Raw genomic sequence first — 17,602 nt, forward strand, 5'->3', positions numbered from 1 at the left:
TTATTATGTTTATTTTAATATTAAAATAATTGTTTTTGCAATTTTTACTTCTTAAAGGTTAATTGGTTGTTATTTGTCAATTAATTTCCATTTATTTTTTTGTTCGTGTAATTAAATTTCTGAGCGTTTAATTAAAGCAATATTAATGGTAAATAATAAACTTTTATATTTAAAGGTTTAATTTACTTAAACCCGCATATTAATTAGGCAGTGATAATATGGTTTTTCTCAGATTTCCAACCTCTTTATTTTTTTCATTAAACTGATTGTATATCGTATCGAAATAGGTTTCTTCTGATTTAGAATTTTTATTGTTTTGATGATCTAATAAGATCCTTTTTATGATTGTTGAAAAAAAAATCCTTATAGAGAATAGTTGTTCAAGAGAATTTTTGATCTTTTCTAAATCCGAGGTATTTGCCTTATCCAAGGCATCTTTTTTTGAGCCTAAGTGAATAATTACCTGCTCCAGATTAAGTTCTAGAATTGCTATACTATTTAATACTTTGCCCGGCGATTTTAGTGTTGGTTTATTAAATATGGTTGCAAATTTATTGAATTCATCATTTGTTAAAAAACTATTTATAAAATCAAAAGCTCTTTTATCTATCTCAAAAACTTTCTTATTGTTTTTATCATCAACAAGGTTTTGATCTGCTGGTTTGGATTGTAGCAGTTTGCGCTTGTCGATGCTTTCTTTAGTTGTTGCTATTAAATTTTTTATTTCATTAATATATTCGTTTTTTGTTTTATCAGCATGTTTTTTTATTTTCGTTTCAGTGTCGTGGTTAACAGTGCAGCTATTTAAAAGTAAAAAAACACACATACATAAAATTATGTTGTTTTTCATAAAAATTTCTCCTCAATTAGTATAGATTAATTGTATTATTATATTAGAGAACATACAACACAATAAGCTTGACAGAATAATAAGATATTTTTATTAGATTAAATAAGTAATTTTTGACAATAAAAGTGCATTGTTATAGTCTTTTTAATATTTTTTTAAAGTCTTTTAAAAACTCTATCTAAAGATAAGATCCCATTTTTATTGCCAGGATTAAATTTATATTATTTTGATTTATTATACTAATAAACATTAACAGTGTTTATCTTCTTTTTATGATGAGCTTCTCAAGAAAATCTTCAAATTTATAAAGTCTTTGTTATTATTTTATATAAAATTTCCATTAATTAAATTTTATTATTTATATCACTACAGTAGTTTTTTGTAACTAATTTTTATAGCTTTGATATTTTATTTAGTATCTCTTTTTGAACGACAGTTGGAATCCGTTTATTCCAATATCAAAATTAGGTTCAAAACCCGCAATATCAATGCCGAGTCTTTTTTTAAGATTTGCATTGTGTTTATTTGCAAATGTAAATGGAATAATAAGTGAGGCTATGTGGGATGCTATAATCGTGCCTACTCCTATCGTTGTTATTATATGCCCAGTTGTTGCTCTTGCTTCATCATCTGTATGGCCAAGAATATTTCCAGCTATGCAAAGTATGCCTCCTAATAACTGAGATCCAAGCACTGCGCCACCACCAATATAATCTCCTTGGACAAAGGATCCTATTCCTAAAGTTAAAAATAAATTCAAAAGGAATGGTGCTAGTATAGTTGCTTTTTCGCTTTTATATTTCATAATGGCTTCAATACTTCCAACACTTTTTTCAAGCTTATCTTGTGTTGCAAAGATTTGTATTGTTAAGCCAAGAATTAATATCAATGTTAAAATTTTTTTCATATTGATATTGCCTCCCAATAAATTTTAATAATTAAATGTTAATGCAATTTATCAAAAACCCCCAAAGAATACTTAAACTATAGTTTTCATTAATACTTCTCCAAATAAATGAAATATTTTTTATAAGTCTTGAAGATGCTGTTTTTAGATTATTGATAAATTCATAAGATTTTAATATTAGGCTGTACATATATTGAATATGAGATATTAAAAATATGACTCTAAAATTAAGCGATACTATTGTGGATTTGTAGTAGTTGTATCACTTTGTATGATAGAGATATAAATACAACTCTAAATTTTAAGGCGTATTCTTATAAAGAAATAAAAACCAAGGTAAGAATTGTCCAAAGTAAAGCCTGTGCGATTATTCTCTGATGACCGTTCTTGTAGGGCTGAAAAGCTGGCGCGGAATAAAGCAAGAAGCTATTTATAATCTTTTTTTTAGAAATGGTATTTAACAACGTTAGACCTATCTTTAGGAAAAGATAGGTCTTTATATTATGACAATTTCAATATATAAATTAAAGGTCCTCTATTGAGCATATGGCATTTTTTAGCTTTAGTGCTTCTTCGGTTTTTTTTGTCATTTGATTGAAAAGTGTGTCTGCATAAGACTTAAGTTCATTTATGTCTGTTTGTATACGATTTGTATTATTTTGATAGTCTAATAAGAGCTTATGCATCATTTCTGAGGCGATTTTTTTTATCTCTAAAAAATTTTCCAAAGAATCTTTAAGCTTTTTTAAAACTAAAGTCTCTAATTTGCCCAAATTGTCTTTTTTGGGATACAAAAAATTAACTATCTCTTCAAAAGTACCCCCAAGTGAGTTAAGGGCGTTAAATATGCCCTGTGTTTGTCCTGATGCCATTACAATTTCTGAAAAATTCTTTAAAGAAGCGTCATTAATAGTATTTAAGATGCTATAAGCTCGTTTTCTATAGGCTTTAGATCTTTCGGTATTTGCGGACAATTGCTCATTTGTTCCATCTAGCCAGAACAAATCTTTGAAAGCCAGTATTCCGTATTGGCTTAAGGATTCTTCTTTTAACTTTTGTGTATATTTATCATTATCTTTTTTAGCTGTTTCTATTAAATTTCTTAAATCATTAAGCAGCGTGTTTTCTGTTTTTTTATTAATGCCCTTTTCTTTTGCTTCTTTTTCTTCTTTGTGGTTTGCTTCTTGATTTGGGACTTCTTCTTGATTTAGGCTTGTTTCTGTTTTAAGTTTTAGTCTTTTTTTATTGGATTTTAGTCTTTTTTTATTGGATTTTAGTCTTTTTTTACTAGATTGATGCTTTATATCTTTTTGATTAGTGTTAAAATCTGGATTGCAAGCTAAAAATAGGAAAACAAACAAGCCCGTAATAATGTTATATTTCATAAATATTCTCCTTAATTAAAATCTAAAATTTAAAATCCAATATTAAATATAATACAGTTTTAAATTAAATCCAATATTATATTGGACCTAATTTAGAATAATAAAACAGTGCAGGAATCATAACAATATTTTTATTGTGAGAAGTTTTATATTATTTTTACATGTGTTTCATTAACTTTTTTATTAAGTGTAATTATTATGCTCTTATAATATTAATTTTTATAGAATAATTTTTCTGGTAGTCTATGGACATTCTTTAGATAAAGCATTTTTTTATAAAAACATTATTTAAATATTTAATTTCTATAAATCAATATAATATTTGGTATTTAACAAGGCTTGATAAAAGATAAAATTGGTATAGACTTGTGTATTATGTTTATTTGTTCTAGCGCAAACTATCTTAGTAGAACTTTTTAAGTTTAACAACAATAGTGTTTTGATGAACTTTTATAGTTTATTTTGGTATTAAGATGGGCAAGGAGCATATATGAAGACTTTGTTTAGAATTTGTATAATAATACTGTCTGTAGCTTTATTGGGTTGTTATTTGCCTGATAACCAAGATCAAGCTGTTAAATCTTTTTTTGATAATTTGAATAATTTAGAAAATTGTGGTATGAGTGCTGATGATATTATTACTGTGGGCAAATTTTCTAATTTAAAATTACATGCAGCTGAACATCGTTTGCTGGATGATATAGAGAAGACTCTCTATAGCTTGAAAAATGGCAGTTATCCTGACATACCTCCATTGCCTGACTATAATGAGAACTATTTTAATAAATTCTTTTTAGATTTGGGTTCTGTTCGATCTAAAGAATTGATTAGATTATTTGGTAGAGTAAAAAATGAACATAATAATAGATTTAAAAATGAAGTTTATTGGCTGTATTTGTGTATAAGGGAATTATATTCTTCAGATATTAAGTATTCTGGTGAAAATTCACATGAATATAATGTTGTTGTGTCCAGGCCGACTATTGATCAACAATATTTTAAATTGAAGAAAGAAATAGAAGGAATACTTTAAGATGATGATTGATGTTTTTGTTCTAAGGAAAAACCGATTTATTAATAAAAACATACGGATTTTATAAATATAAGAATAGAAAATAGGTAGATTTTTATTAAAACCGATAAAAATTTCAATATTTATCAAAATTTAATTTTTATAAAAGATATTGTAAAACTAATTTATTATAAATAAGCACATTTACTTCCTAATTTTTTACAATATTACAATAAAATAGAAAATAATAAAAAAGTATGATTGTTTACTTTATAAAAGTATCCTATAAATATTTTGAATGCTTTATAAATTATTTATGCCTCCAAAGTTTTTGAATTTTGAGACAATAAACACTAAGAATTTACTTCACAAATGAAATATACCAGTATTAAAATAAACAAATTTGGTAAAAATTAATCGAGAATATATAAAATATATTCTAAAAAAGTTTAAGTTGTGGTAAATATTTAATTTTATTAATTAAATAGAAAATATCGAATTAAATTAAATATTTAATTATAATAAGAATAAATAAATAAATATGGAATGATATAAAGGAGGGTATTTGTGAAATATCATATAATTGTGCATATATTTGTTTTTCTATTTTTAGCTTGCAATGCAGATTTTAATACTGATCAAAAAGGCATTAAATATCCGCCTACCGAAAAATCAAAGCCCAAAACTGAAGACTCTAAAGCAAAAAGAATTAAAGTCTAAAACAGAAGAAGAGCTTAAGAAAAAACAAGAAGAAGAAGAACTTAAGAAAAAACAACAACTAAAAAATACACTACTTAATGATTTAAAAAATTCAATAGAAACAGCTAATGAGCATAAAGAAAAGTATAAAAAAAGAATGAAAGAAGAACCCGAAGAACAATATGGGGTACAGGCTTTTAAGGTATTGAATTGGGGGCCGGGGACTGAAGATGTATCTGCCAATACCGAAAGATCTATAAGATTTAGAAGGCATACCTATACTATTTTAAGTGTTCTAGATATTGATGAATTAAAGGAATTCTCTGATATTATATTGCTAGCAACAGAGGAAAATATATTAGGTGCCTTTAGCTCTCTTGGAGGAGTTCTTGACACAGCAAGTGACCACTTACACCCTAAAAAAGATAAGCTAAATAATCTGGATATTTCGGATTTAAAGACGCTTAAAAATTCGTTTGACAAAATATTATCTATCATAGAAACTGTCTCAGCAATGTCAAAACAACTTATATTGGATTATGAAAATAATAAAGATCTTATAAAAACAGATATTAATAAGCTTAAATCTCATGTAAAGAAACTTCACAATCAATTTAGAGAAAAAGCTCACGAGGCATATAATTTAAAAGAGTTTATAGTATCAACATATAACCCGTAGGTTTAACTTTTTAAAGTTATTAACAATAATTTAAAAACGCATATTTAAGCTTATATGGAAAAATAGTTTATCTATTTGAGCAAGTATTATTATTGCTATTAATATTATTTTTGGCTAAAAATTCTTATTAGAATATTATTTAAATGTAAATATAGTAAATTATAACTTTATTTATATTGTGTTAGATATTTTTCCTGGTTCAAATTTTCTATTTAAAGAATGCTTTAAATTATATTGTAATTTCGGTTCAATCGGAGATTATAGTCAATAGAAAGTTTTAATATTTTATTGATATTATTAATGATATTACAAGATATAGAAAGAATATATACAATATTTTTATTGTAGAAACCAGTTTATAAAAAATAGAAATATTCTTAAAAGAATTAGAGGGCTTGATTTATAAAGAATGCGAAGAATATATTAAAGGCAAGATACATTTTTATGATAGTAGAAAAGCTCTTATAAATAAAAAATTAGAACCTTCTTAAAGAGCAATATATTATAAAGAAATCGAAGAAACTTTGAAAAACATTTTTTCTTTATGGTTAAAATTTGCTTGACTATAATATATTTTATAGAGGGGCCGTCTGTTAGTGGACGTGCAATTTGTGTAAAAATAAAGAATAGGAGTAAAAAATGGGAAAAAAAGAAAATAAAAGGAAGTAGCTTTATATAAAATAGTTGAAATCTAAATAGAAGAAGTATTAGTAATCAAGATTGTGAATTAAGAAAACAATGAGTTAAAAGAGCACTTAGAATTTAATTTAAAATTAAATATTGATGGTAAAATTCAAAGAATGAAAATTCTATACGAAATTAAGCAAAGAAATCTTTATAAATATGATGGTTTTTCTGGTTTTGAACAGTTTATTAAGTCTTATGTAATTACGCCAAGTGTCTATTTTATAAAAAGAATAAACTTCTTTATCTTTTATTAAAAATCTAATAGGTATATTTCGATTATCATAATCTTCTTCTCTATCTTCTTTATATGCATATGACGATTTGTTTTTTATTATATATTTTTATATACAGCCGCAAAACCTATTTCTTTAATTTTTTTAATAGAAATATTCCCTCTAAAACTTCTTAATAAATTTTAAATATATAGAGACTTCTTTCTATTCTGAATAAGAAAAGGTATGCTCATAGCAGGCTTTTTTTGTTTGCTAAATTTTAATCTCTAAAATATCATTTGAATTACTTTATCGTATTAAGCATATTTTTATAAGTTATTAAGTTTTTTGTTAAAAGAAAATTAAAATTATTAAAAGGAATCTACTAATAGTGTATATAATGTAAGAATTAATTACACTTTTAAATACAATCCTTTTAAAGGATATGCCATTAATAATATTAATTGCTGATCACCTTTTATTAAAGAGAATCTTTTATATTATTATGGCAATTTCAACACATAACTTAAAGGCTATTTATATATTATTTCAGATATCTCTATATGCCTATAGTATGCTTTTCTAATTTTTTTGAACATTTGGTCGCGAATTGTTTGTATATGAGATCTAAGCTTATTGATATCTGTTTTTATATTTTCATCATTTTGATAATCTAGTAAAAGTTGGTATGGTATTCTTGAGGCTATTTGTTTTATATGTAAAAATTGTTCAAACAAATTTTTAACCTTCTTTAAATTTGGAATTTCTAGCTTTTCTAGATTGTCTTTTTTAGAATATAAGCTGTGAATTGCATCTTCAATAGTAATTCCAAAGAATTCAAGGCCAGTAAGCATTAATATCACTTGGTTTGATGCTATTATCATTTTTGAAAAGTCTTTTAATTCATTATCATCAAAGGCATTTAGGGCGCTGTAAACACGTTTTCTAAATCTTTTAGACATATATTGATCATCGGATGCCCATATCTTATTTTTGTTGGATCCTTCCCAATGCAAGAGCTTGAAAGAATCCAACATTCCAAATTGGTCTTCAGGTTCTTCTTGCAATTTTTTTTCATATTTTTCGTTATCCGCATGAGCTTGTTCTATTAACTTTCTTAAGTTATTAAGCAGTGTGGTTTTTATGCTTTGAGCAGGACTTTCTTCTTTCTTGCTAAATTGATACTTCGTATCTTTTTGATTGGTGTTAAAATTTGGATTGCAAGCCAAAACTAGAAAAACAAATAGGCTGGCTATGATGTTATATTTTATAAATATTCTCCTTGCTTAAAATACAAAATATTATTTAATATCTTATAATAATAGCATATTAAATTATCCATTTAAATAATAGCATATTAAATATTTTGATTAAATAATTCTTTTTAATTGAAATTAACAATATTTTTATTGCGATAGGATTTTGAGCTTTTTAAAAATTATTTTGATTCTGAATATGCTTTTTAATTATGTCAATAGGGCTTTCCCCAATAGAAATACAATGATTTTCAGATCAAAAGGATAAGTTGTTTTAAAAAATAAGTAAAGTTTTATTACTTGTTTTAGTAAATATAAAAAAAGAGCTACTATTCTAAAGTAAGTTAATAGTAAGCAAAATAGACAAACTTTTAAAGCCAATAATAAAAAAACTCAATAATAATGGAAAATGAATATAAATGTTAGGCTTGCATAACTTTGCATGATAGAAAGAGATGTGTAAATGCAATTTTAAATCTTATTATTTGTTTTCTTTAAATTTAAGAATTCTTGTATTTTTACTAATTTCCAAAGTCTAGAATCGTTTTCTCTTCTATATTTACTGCGAGCATCTTGTTCTGGTAAATTTGCAAAATTCCCTGAATTTATTTAGAAGTTCGTCTTTTTATGTAGTCAATAGCTATTTTGTTGTTAAGTTCTAAGACAGGGATTACCTGAAGTAAAAGTTATAGATCATACTCTGGCATGTGGTCGTTCTAAAATAATCTAAAAAGCTATTATGAAATAAAACAAGAGCCATTTTTATAATTTTTGATTTAGAAATAGCTCGAGGTTTGAATATACTTTTATTATATCTATTAGAGGATTCTTCAGTATAAATAAGGCAATATTTAGGCTAAAAACAAAATTGCCAATAACACCCGCTTACTCAAATATATAGGATACTTTTTGTTATATAGTTTTTAAATTGTTAATAAATTTAAATAGCTAAACTTTTAAAATTTATTAATTGATAATATGATCGTTTTTAGCTCGTTTGCGTCTTTAGCTTTTTCTGTAAATTGCTTGTGAAATGTGTCCACATGAGATTCAAGATTATCGAAATCTGTTTTTATAGAATTTTTATTATTTTTATAAGCCAATAAGATTTGTTTTGACATTTTTGAGACAATTTCTATTATAGACAGTATTTTTTCAAGGGAATTTTTAAGCTTTTCTAGATCCGAAGTGTATAGTTTATCCAAAGTATCTTTTTTGGGATATAGATGCTCAGTTGCTATTCCAAGAGCATTTACAAGGTCTGTAAAGATGTTATAAATTCTAGATGGATCGTCAAGCCGCCTTGTCATCGCCGAAAATTCTTTGAATTCATTAGTATCAAGAGCACTACTTAAAATAGTATAAGTTTTTTTCTAAATTTTATAGATCTTTCGGTATTGCTGGATACATTTTCTCTTGGCTCCGGGCCCCATCTCATAAGCTTAAAAACCAACATTTCGTATTGATTCGAAGGTTCTTCCATTTTCATATACTTTTCTTTATGTGTGTTAGCTTTTTCTATTAAGTTGGTTAAATCATTAAGTAGTGTGTTTTTTGTTTTTTTATTAATGTCTTCTTCTTTGTAGCTTGCTTCTTGATTTGGAGCTTCTTCTTGATTTGGAGCTTCTTCTTGATTTAGGCTTGTTTCTGTTTTAGGTTTTAATTCTATTTTATTAGATGCAACTGGATAACAAGCATTTAAAAATAGAAAAACAAATATATGCACAATTATATAGTGTTTCATAGATACTCTCCTTGAATATGATTCAATCTTTCTTTAATATAAATATATTATTAAAATAGTTAAATAACTAGTATCTTAATAATAAGATTAATAAAATACTAGTTATATCAAAACTAAAAGAATTGGTAAAAATAATTAATGAAATACATCTTGCAACTGAGCATTTCTTTCTTTTTTTTAAATCGCTTGACATTTTATATTTTTTTTATTGACTTCTGCTAATAGTATTTTTCTTTTGTCTATTTCTAGTCCTTATTTATGTACGCTCTTTATATAATCACATTAATTTAATCAATTTTTCTGCTGTTTTTACAGAATTTATAGAAGCTTTTCTTATAAATTTTTTATAATCATCATAATTATTTTCATTAATAATGTTAAGCTTAAAATAATATTAAACTTATTTGATATTGAAAATTTAATTTCTATTGCATGGTTTTAGCGTGGATTTAGATTATACGAATAAAAAAAGAGAAGAATTAACTTCTCTTTTAAAAAATATTAAGTATAATTTATTAATTTTTGTTTAGATTAATCAGCTTGATTTAGTAGATAAAGAGGATGGGAGTATTTTTTTTCCATGTGGTTTGCTAGCGCTTCATAATCTGTTTTAATGTTGCCAGAATTTTTATTGTAAGCCTCAATAGTTTCGTTTAAAGCTTTTACAAAGTTTTGTTTTATCTTTAAATCGCGTTCTGTGAGTTGTAGTAATTTTTCGGCTTTTTCTTTGCTTAGAGTGTGTAATGCATCTTGTATTTTTTTTAAAATCAAATCTTCTTGTTGAAGTTGAATATCCCTTGATGTTTCTAAAAATTTCCTAGCTATTTGTCGGTTCGCAGAATTTTTATCAAGTTTTTCAAGAATTTCTTTTAATATCAATATTTTTTCTTTTTCGTAATTTAGGGATGAGTAAATTATTTTTTTTAATGTCATTTTTGTATTATGCATAAAATAATCATAGTTTTTAAGTTTAAAATTCTCTAGGAAATCATATTGAGCATCACTACTAATTTTAGCTATTTGTGTATCTTTTTCCTTTTTTTGAGCTTCCAGTTCCTTACCAATTTTTTCTAATTTTGAGATTGCAGTTTCTTCTTGAGGATTTTGATTTGAAGATTTTAAATTTTGAGATTCATTTTCAAGATTTTGGTTATTTTCTGCTGAATTTTCTGAATTGGTGTGACTGTTTGTTTTTTTTAGATTTCTAGAATGGTTGTTTCGCTTTGTTTTTTTTAGGTTTTTAGAGGTGGTAGGATTTTTTAGCTTGTTTGGATTAGCATTGCCAAAAGGTGCACATGATATGCAAATTAAAGCTAATATTGCTGTAATAACGTTAAGCTTAATAATATTTAATTTAAAGTTTTTCAAAATATTCTCCTTATAAATTTGAATTAATATTTATTAATTTTAGTTCAAATTTATAATATTACAATTTGATATTAATATCAAATAAAGTTCAATATTATTTGATATTGAAAATTTAAGTTCTATTGCATGTTTTTAGCGTGGATTTAGATTGTACGAATAAAAAAAGAGAAGAATTAACTTCTCTTTTAAAAAATATTAAGTGGAACTTATTAATTTTTGTTTAGATTAATCAGCTTGATTTAGTAGATAAAGAGTATAAAAGTATTTTTCTTTCATGTGGTTTGCTAGCGCTTCATCATCTGTTTTAATGTTGCCAGAATTTTTATTGTAAGCCTCAATAGTTTCGTTTAAAGCTTTTACAAAGTTTTGTTTTATCTTTAAATCGCGTTCTGCGTGTTGTAGTAATTTTTCAGCTTTTTCTTTGCTTAGAGTGTGTAATGCATCTTGTATTTTTTTTAAAATCAAATCTTCTTGTTGAAGTTGAATATCCCTCGATGTTTCTAAAAATTTCCCAGCTATTTGTCGGTTCGCAGAATTTTTATCAAGTTTTTCAAGAATTTCTTTTAATATCAATATTTTTTCTTTTTCGTAATTTAGGGATGAGTAAATTATTTTTTTTAATGTCATTTTTGTATTATGCATAAAATAATCATCGTTTTGAAGTTTAAAATTCTCTAGGAAATCATATTGAGCATCACTACTAATTTTAGCTATTTGTGTATCTTTTTCCTTTTTTTGAGCTTCCAGTTCCTTACCAATTTTTTCTAATTTTGAGATTGCAGTTTCTTCTTGAGGATTTTGATTTGAAGATTTTAAATTTTGAGATTCATTTTCAAGATTTTGGTTATTTTCTGCTGAATTTTCTGAATTGGTGTGACTGTTTGTTTTTTTTAGATTTCTAGAATGGTTGTTTCGCTTTTTTTTTTAGGTTTTTAGAGGTGGTAGGATTTTTTAGCTTGTTTGGATTAGCATTGCCAAAAGGTGCACATGATATGCAAATTAAAGCTAATATTGCTGTAATAACGTTAAGCTTAATAATATTTAATTTAAAGTTTTTCAAAATATTCTCCTTATAAATTTGAATTAATATTTATTAATTTTAGTTCAAATTTATAATATTACAATTTAATAATAATATTAAATAAGTTCAATATTATTTGATATTGAAAATTTAAGTTCTATTGCATGTTTTTAGCGTGGATTTAGATTGTACTAATAAAAAAAGAGAAGAATTAACTTCTCTTTTAAAAAATATTAAGTGGAACTTATTAATTTTTGTTTAGATTAATCAGCTTGATTTAGTAGATAAAGAGTATAAAAGTATTTTTCTTTCATGTGGTTTGCTAGCGCTTCATCATCTGTTTTAATGTTGCCAGAATTTTTATTGTAAGCCTCAATAGTTTCGTTTAAAGCTTTTACAAAGTTTTGTTTTATCTTTAAATCGCGTTCTGCGTGTTGTAGTAATTTTTCAGCTTTTTCTTTGCTTAGGGTTTGTAATGCATCTTGTATTTTTTTTAAAATCAAATCTTCTTGTTGAAGTTGAATATCCCTTGATGTTTCTAAAAATTTCCTAGCTATTTGTCGGTTCGCAGAATTTTTATCAAGTTTTTCAAGAATTTCTTTTAATATCAATATTTTTTCTTTTTCGTAATTTAGGGATGAGTAAATTATTTTTTTTAATGTCATTTTTGTATTATGCATAAAAACATCATCGTTTTGAAGTTTAAAATTCTCTAGGAAATCATATTGAGCATCACTACTAATTTTAGCTATTTGTGTATCTTTTTCCTTTTTTTGAGCTTCCAGTTCCTTACCAATTTTTTCTAATTTTGAGGTTGTAGTTTCTTCTTGAGGATTTTGATTTGAAGATTTTAAATTTTGAGATTCATTTTCAAGATTTTGGTTATTTTCTGCTGAATTTTCTGAATTGGTATGACTGTTTGTTTTTTTTAGATTTCTAGAATTGTTGCTTCGCTTTGTTTTTTTTAGGTTTTTAGAGGTGGTAGGATTTTTTAGCTTGTTTGGAGTAACATTGCCAAAAGGTGCACATGATATGCAAATTAAAGCTAATATTGCTGTAATAACGTTAAGCTTAATAATATTTAATTTAAAGTTTTTCAAAATATTCTCCTTATAAATTTGAATTAATATTTATTAATTTTAGTTCAAATTTATAATATTACAATTTAATAATAATATCAAATAAGTTTAATATTATTTAATATTGAAAATTTAATTTCTGTTGATGTTTTTAGTGTTGATTTAGATTGTACGAATAAAAAAATAGAAGTTAATTCTTCTCTTTTTAAAATATGAAGTGTAACAATTTGTTTGGATTTAATGGGTTTAATCTAAGGATCAAGATGAGGAATTTAGAAAGTATAACGAACTAAAAGAACAGTTAAAATTAAATTTGAAATCTGATATTAATAATAAAATTCAAAGAATGAAAATTCTATACGAAATTAAGCAAAAAGAACTTTATAAATATGACGGTTTTAAAAGTTTTAAGCAGTTTATAAAGTCTTATGTAATTGCCAGAAGTCAAGCGTATATGTATTTGAAAATTTATGAGAAAGTTTTAGAAGGGTTTATTTCTATTGAAAAAGTTAAGGAAATGGGGTTTGTAGCTGCATATAAAAATATACTAAAGAACAACTCGTCATATGTATATAAAGAAAACATGATTGAAGAAAATATAGTAGAAGATGGTGATAGTCAAAATATATCTATTAAAATTTTAATTAAAGATAAAGAAGTTTATGATTTTTGCAAAAAAGATACTAAAAGAATATCTTTTATTTTAGGGGGGCTTATTAAAGTATTATTGAATTAAGTTAGAGAATTTTTCTTTTTATATTTTCATTAGCAATATATTTTCCCATAGAGGCTTTTTTTTGTCTACTAGATTATGAACTACTATTTCTAAAATAAAAATTTTAGAAATAGTAGTTCATATTAAATTGAGAATTATAAAGAGCTAAACCATTAATATCTTTTATTAAAGGGAATTAATTTTTATAATTACTTGGATTAATACTAAGACTTTTCTTTTGTTTTTTTATAATAATCTCTCTTAACACTTAATGTTTGGTTTATACAAGAATCTTACACATCTAAATACTTCACTTTTGAAAAATATTTTTTTGATAGGCGTTAGGATAAACTATATATTTATAAGCGCTATTAGCGATCATTATTTTTTAAATTATTATATTCTGTTTTAAATTGCCTTACAAATTCATCTCTACCTAAATTTAATATAAATTATAGATAGATGAAAATTTTTTGTAATCTTTAGTTGAAATTTTATCTACTAAAATGTCTTTGGATTTATTAATCTTAAGTATTTATTTTAAAATAAATTTAAATGCATCAATTTTAATATAATATTTATTATTGATTTTAGGAGATATAATCTATGTTTGGGAGAAAAGAAATATATTTTTCGTTACTTTTATTTATGTCGTCAATTATAATTTCTAACGGAATAAAAAATATTGGTATTAAAAATGGAAATTAGTTAAGGGTCTTGGTGAAAAAGAAATTTTATCAACATCTTCTAGTTGGGAGTTTAGATAAATTTAAGCTTGTCTAGGATTAAAAATTTTTTCTTAAAACATGGATTTAGCGAGGATAATATAAAAATGGGATTTATGGAATTTAATGAAGAGGCCTATAAAGAATCTCTTTATAAGTATAGAGCATATATATCTTTAACTGTTTATATAAAGAATATCGAGAAGATGGAAGCGGTAGAAAAAAATATTGCTGAGCTTTATAATCAAGGCATACTAATTAGTAATAGTGGAGGGCCAAGATATTATTTTGACAATATTAATGATATAAAACCCGAAATGTTAGCAGATTCAATTAGAAATGCGAAATTGGCAGCTTTGGAATTTGCAAAACATTCAAGTTTAAAATTAGGGAGAATTAAAAATGCAAATCAAGGATATTTTGAATTTCTTCCTATTGATGGAAGCTTAGGCGCCCATGAGCGTTATCCCAAAAAATATTAAGGATCGTAACAACTGTTTCTTATTATTTGGATTGATGTTTAGTTAACTATTATTTATAAATAAAATTATAGAAATAATTTTTAACTTTATTCCATGACAGCTTTTTAGATTATAAGAACTGTTTCATCCAATATGGCCGATCTACAAGCCTAGCTTTAAACTTTATTTATTTACTTTATATGTTGTCATAGTAGAAAATACATTTCCACCTAAATTTGTAATTTTTTGCAATTAAATTATAGATGCAGAGTTCTTTTAATTTTAGATAATTAGCTAAAATGTTTAACTTTCTTTAAAGTTATATTAAATTCATGACTTCCATAATTAGAAAGAATTAAATCTTAATTTTTTCTAATTACATTTTTCTAAAATGGGGTTTTCTATACTGGCTTTTGCAGGTTTAATTTCAGCTTGTTGAGGATCTTGCATTGATATTGTTTTTAGTTTATTTGCGGCCGATTGGGCGCAGGGATAAATAATTTTTTCAATATTAGCATATTGTTAAGATGAGGATAGACGCTTATTCTGTATGTGGAATAATATATTCTATCTCTGTAGCTTGATCCGCAAACTTACAGACACGGTGTCTAATAAATACAATATTTAAAAATAAACAACTTTCTCAATTCAATAAAAACCCGTTAAATACAATCAAACAGGCTTAAGCTAAGCATTGCTAGCAAATTTTTACATAAAGAAACTTCAATCTTCAAAATAATTTAAATAATTATGGATTATCATAGTATACTCAAGTGATGTATTATCCTCATCAAAAACAATGCCAAGCGCAAAAACCTTTCCACTAGATGCCTTAATAGCGCCTGAACTTTTTAATTTACTTATAATAAAAATCATCTTTATCCATAAATTCAAAACTAAAAATTAAATCAACAACTATATCGTTATTAACATTTCCATCAAAAGAAACAATCACTAAAGTGCCATAAGACAAATCTTTGACTATGCGTTTGCGCTGTGTTTAGACTTGTGAGTTCTTGTAAGCATTATACAAGAATTAAAAAATAAAAGTTTAGAAATCTCTTTCACCGAGAAATATATAGAAAAAGCTGGAAATAAGTTTTAATAATCTTATTCTAGAGATAAAGTTAGTATATTAAATTAAATATTAAAGATAAATTTTGTTTTATTTGTCTAAAGATTAAGTTTTTAATCAAAAACTTAATCTTTAGACATGGCATGTTTTAAGTATTAGGAAAATCTAAAAAAGAGCTATATAAAATAAACGAGGCTTGAGCATAAATTATGAAAATTAATGACATTATAAAAACAAATGATTTTAATATATTTCCTTATAAGAAATTGTCAAAAGATTTTACTTTTGATGAATTCTTATCTATTGAAGAAAGTTTATTTGTTATAAAAATGAAAAATATTTTAGCTTATTAATATTTATTAAAATAAATATAGAGTCTTTGCTAAAATCTATATTTGAATAATTAAATTATTCAGTGGAATAACAAAAATTTAGACAAGTAGAAGGAGTGGAGTCTAGAGCAAGATATACTGCTTTTTAAAAATGATAAAGGCAAAGTGGATTTTAATAATAAATTAGAAGAAACTAAAAAAATAATGAGCCTATTCCAACTAAAGATATCCTACTAATAGCGAAGAAGTTAAGTGTTCATCATTTTAGCTTTGATGGTGCGCACGGAAAAATATATGAATTAAGGGCTCAAGCTAGGCGAATAAAAAGAATTTATGATATTTAACTTATTTTCATTGATTATATTGGCTTAATTATTCCGCATCAGAATAATATTCCTCGTTTTGAGCAAGTTGCATGTTTGAAGCCGAGCTATAGTACACTTCCTTCGGGGCTTAAAATTTTAATAATAGTTTTATAACAACTTACCAGAAGTGTCTAGGGCGGGGAACCTAGTTTATCAACTTTAAGGGAATCGAAGGTATTAGAGCAGGATGCAGTCATTGTAATTCTGTTGCATCAAAAGCGAAGGGGATAGATAGCATAATAACACTTCAATTGACGGCACTAAAGTAAGAAGTGATAGTTGCTAGAAATAGGAGGGACCTATTGGTATTGTAACTATGGACTTTATACCTAAGTTTACTAAATTTATAGATGGATAATAATAGAATAATATGAATATTTATAAAGTTTATAAGTTAGAATACACACACATTTATACAGTATATGTCCCCGCAATATTATTGGGTTAGAATTTTTAGTTCTTTTTTCTAATTTGTAAAGATTTTTTATAAATTACTAATAATTCTTAACAAATTATTTCCGTCTATTATGTAGTTGCTATAGTAATAACTACCACTGTCAGTGACTGAATGATAGGCATTTTTAAATGTACGTATTCTATATAATTGCCGATATAAATAGAAAATTCTTGTTCTTTATTGGGTTGATTTTCTCTAATATCTTTAGCCTTAAAACTTCCACCATATTGAATTGCATCTTTAAGTTGAGAAATATTCTCTTTTTGAATTTCTAAAAGCTTTTTGGTTTCTTTACCATTTTTTTTAGTTTCCTCATTAATGGTAATTTTTCCGTCAATCTGTTGTTCTATTTTCAAGATAGTTTGAATATAGGTTGGATAGTTGAAAGGCGAATTAGATGAATTAGCGTTGGTGATGGTGCGTGTATCTTTTAATGCTTGAATTTCGTTTGAAAATTGAATATCTGTTTGAGCCCCATTTGCTAGATATTGTACTATTTTTTCTTTTTTTAGTTAGATTAAGTATTTAGTTATTAGGGTTAATCTTTAGAGATAAAATATCTATACTAATTAA

The 17,602-nt window shown here is 25.2% G+C and carries 14 protein-coding genes and 4 pseudogenes; 6 read left to right on the forward strand and 12 right to left on the reverse strand.

Annotation, left to right across the window (positions count from 1 at the left end):
- Positions 1-199: 199 nt before the first annotated feature.
- The 3 genes from BSV1_RS05825 to BSV1_RS05835 form a co-directional block, all read right to left on the reverse strand.
- Complete coding sequence (locus tag BSV1_RS05825; protein WP_012672246.1) at positions 200-850, reverse strand: CRASP family complement regulator-acquiring lipoprotein; 651 nt, start codon at positions 848-850, stop codon at positions 200-202.
- Between the two features lie 412 nt (positions 851-1,262).
- Complete coding sequence (locus BSV1_RS05830; protein WP_012672232.1) at positions 1,263-1,757, reverse strand: P13 family porin; 495 nt, start codon at positions 1,755-1,757, stop codon at positions 1,263-1,265.
- Between the two features lie 524 nt (positions 1,758-2,281).
- The gene (locus BSV1_RS05835; RefSeq protein ID WP_012672210.1) at positions 2,282-3,142 is read right to left on the reverse strand and encodes a virulence associated lipoprotein; all 861 of its coding nucleotides are present in this window, start codon (positions 3,140-3,142) and stop codon (positions 2,282-2,284) included.
- 490 nt (positions 3,143-3,632) lie between these two features.
- On the opposite strand from BSV1_RS05835, the gene BSV1_RS05840 reads away from it, so the two are divergent.
- The 3 genes and pseudogenes from BSV1_RS05840 to BSV1_RS07640 form a co-directional block, all read left to right on the forward strand.
- Positions 3,633-4,175 (forward strand): P52 family lipoprotein, encoded by a 543-nt coding sequence (locus BSV1_RS05840; protein ID WP_012672242.1) that lies wholly within the window; start codon positions 3,633-3,635, stop codon positions 4,173-4,175.
- Positions 4,176-4,773: 598 nt separating this feature from the next.
- Entirely contained in the window at positions 4,774-5,532 is a 759-nt protein-coding gene (locus BSV1_RS05845; RefSeq protein WP_012672236.1) for a virulence associated lipoprotein, read from the forward strand.
- A gap of 639 nt (positions 5,533-6,171) precedes the next feature.
- Positions 6,172-6,431 (forward strand): annotated as a pseudogene (locus tag BSV1_RS07640) (chromosome replication/partitioning protein); the annotation flags it as partial.
- Here BSV1_RS07640 and BSV1_RS07645 read toward each other — a convergent pair.
- From BSV1_RS07645 to BSV1_RS05875, 7 genes and pseudogenes are all read right to left on the reverse strand, one after another.
- Positions 6,342-6,554, reverse strand: coding sequence for a plasmid partition family protein (locus BSV1_RS07645; RefSeq protein ID WP_083858455.1), 213 nt, complete (start codon positions 6,552-6,554; stop codon positions 6,342-6,344). The pseudogene BSV1_RS07640 and the gene BSV1_RS07645 overlap by 90 nt on opposite strands.
- A 410-nt stretch (positions 6,555-6,964) precedes the next feature.
- On the reverse strand, positions 6,965-7,660 hold the full coding sequence (locus BSV1_RS05855; protein WP_012672239.1) for a virulence associated lipoprotein: 696 nt from the start codon (positions 7,658-7,660) through the stop codon (positions 6,965-6,967).
- A 983-nt stretch (positions 7,661-8,643) separates the two neighbouring features.
- On the reverse strand, positions 8,644-8,997 hold the full coding sequence (locus BSV1_RS07535) for a CRASP family complement regulator-acquiring lipoprotein (RefSeq protein ID WP_012672240.1): 354 nt from the start codon (positions 8,995-8,997) through the stop codon (positions 8,644-8,646).
- A 41-nt stretch (positions 8,998-9,038) separates the two neighbouring features.
- A complete protein-coding gene (locus BSV1_RS07540; RefSeq protein ID WP_012672219.1) occupies positions 9,039-9,431 on the reverse strand; it encodes a hypothetical protein in 393 nt (130 codons plus the stop codon).
- A gap of 531 nt (positions 9,432-9,962) precedes the next feature.
- Positions 9,963-10,799, reverse strand: coding sequence for a complement regulator-acquiring protein (locus tag BSV1_RS05865; RefSeq protein WP_012672218.1), 837 nt, complete (start codon positions 10,797-10,799; stop codon positions 9,963-9,965).
- A 225-nt stretch (positions 10,800-11,024) separates the two neighbouring features.
- Positions 11,025-11,859 (reverse strand): annotated as a pseudogene (locus BSV1_RS05870) (complement regulator-acquiring protein).
- A gap of 224 nt (positions 11,860-12,083) precedes the next feature.
- Positions 12,084-12,920 carry a complement regulator-acquiring protein gene (locus tag BSV1_RS05875; RefSeq protein WP_012672215.1) on the reverse strand — a complete coding sequence of 279 codons (837 nt, stop codon included), beginning with the start codon at positions 12,918-12,920 and terminating at the stop codon, positions 12,084-12,086.
- A gap of 235 nt (positions 12,921-13,155) precedes the next feature.
- On the opposite strand from BSV1_RS05875, the pseudogene BSV1_RS05880 reads away from it, so the two are divergent.
- Positions 13,156-13,635 (forward strand): annotated as a pseudogene (locus BSV1_RS05880) (chromosome replication/partitioning protein); the annotation flags it as partial.
- A 585-nt stretch (positions 13,636-14,220) separates the two neighbouring features.
- Positions 14,221-14,856 (forward strand): annotated as a pseudogene (locus tag BSV1_RS07545) (SIMPL domain-containing protein).
- A gap of 667 nt (positions 14,857-15,523) precedes the next feature.
- Here the strand turns inward: BSV1_RS07545 and BSV1_RS07450 are convergent.
- Positions 15,524-15,676 carry a hypothetical protein gene (locus BSV1_RS07450; RefSeq protein ID WP_012672235.1) on the reverse strand — a complete coding sequence of 51 codons (153 nt, stop codon included), beginning with the start codon at positions 15,674-15,676 and terminating at the stop codon, positions 15,524-15,526.
- A gap of 408 nt (positions 15,677-16,084) precedes the next feature.
- On the opposite strand from BSV1_RS07450, the gene BSV1_RS07075 reads away from it, so the two are divergent.
- The gene (locus BSV1_RS07075) at positions 16,085-16,228 is read left to right on the forward strand and encodes a hypothetical protein (RefSeq protein WP_012672214.1); all 144 of its coding nucleotides are present in this window, start codon (positions 16,085-16,087) and stop codon (positions 16,226-16,228) included.
- Positions 16,229-17,097: 869 nt separating this feature from the next.
- On the opposite strand, the gene BSV1_RS07355 is transcribed toward BSV1_RS07075, so the two are convergent.
- Positions 17,098-17,385 (reverse strand): hypothetical protein, encoded by a 288-nt coding sequence (locus BSV1_RS07355; RefSeq protein WP_012672231.1) that lies wholly within the window; start codon positions 17,383-17,385, stop codon positions 17,098-17,100.
- Positions 17,386-17,602 lie beyond the last annotated feature (217 nt).

It is taken from the genome of [Borrelia] finlandensis (assembly GCF_000181875.2).
GTDB classification, from domain to species: Bacteria; Spirochaetota; Spirochaetia; order Borreliales; family Borreliaceae; genus Borreliella; species Borreliella finlandensis.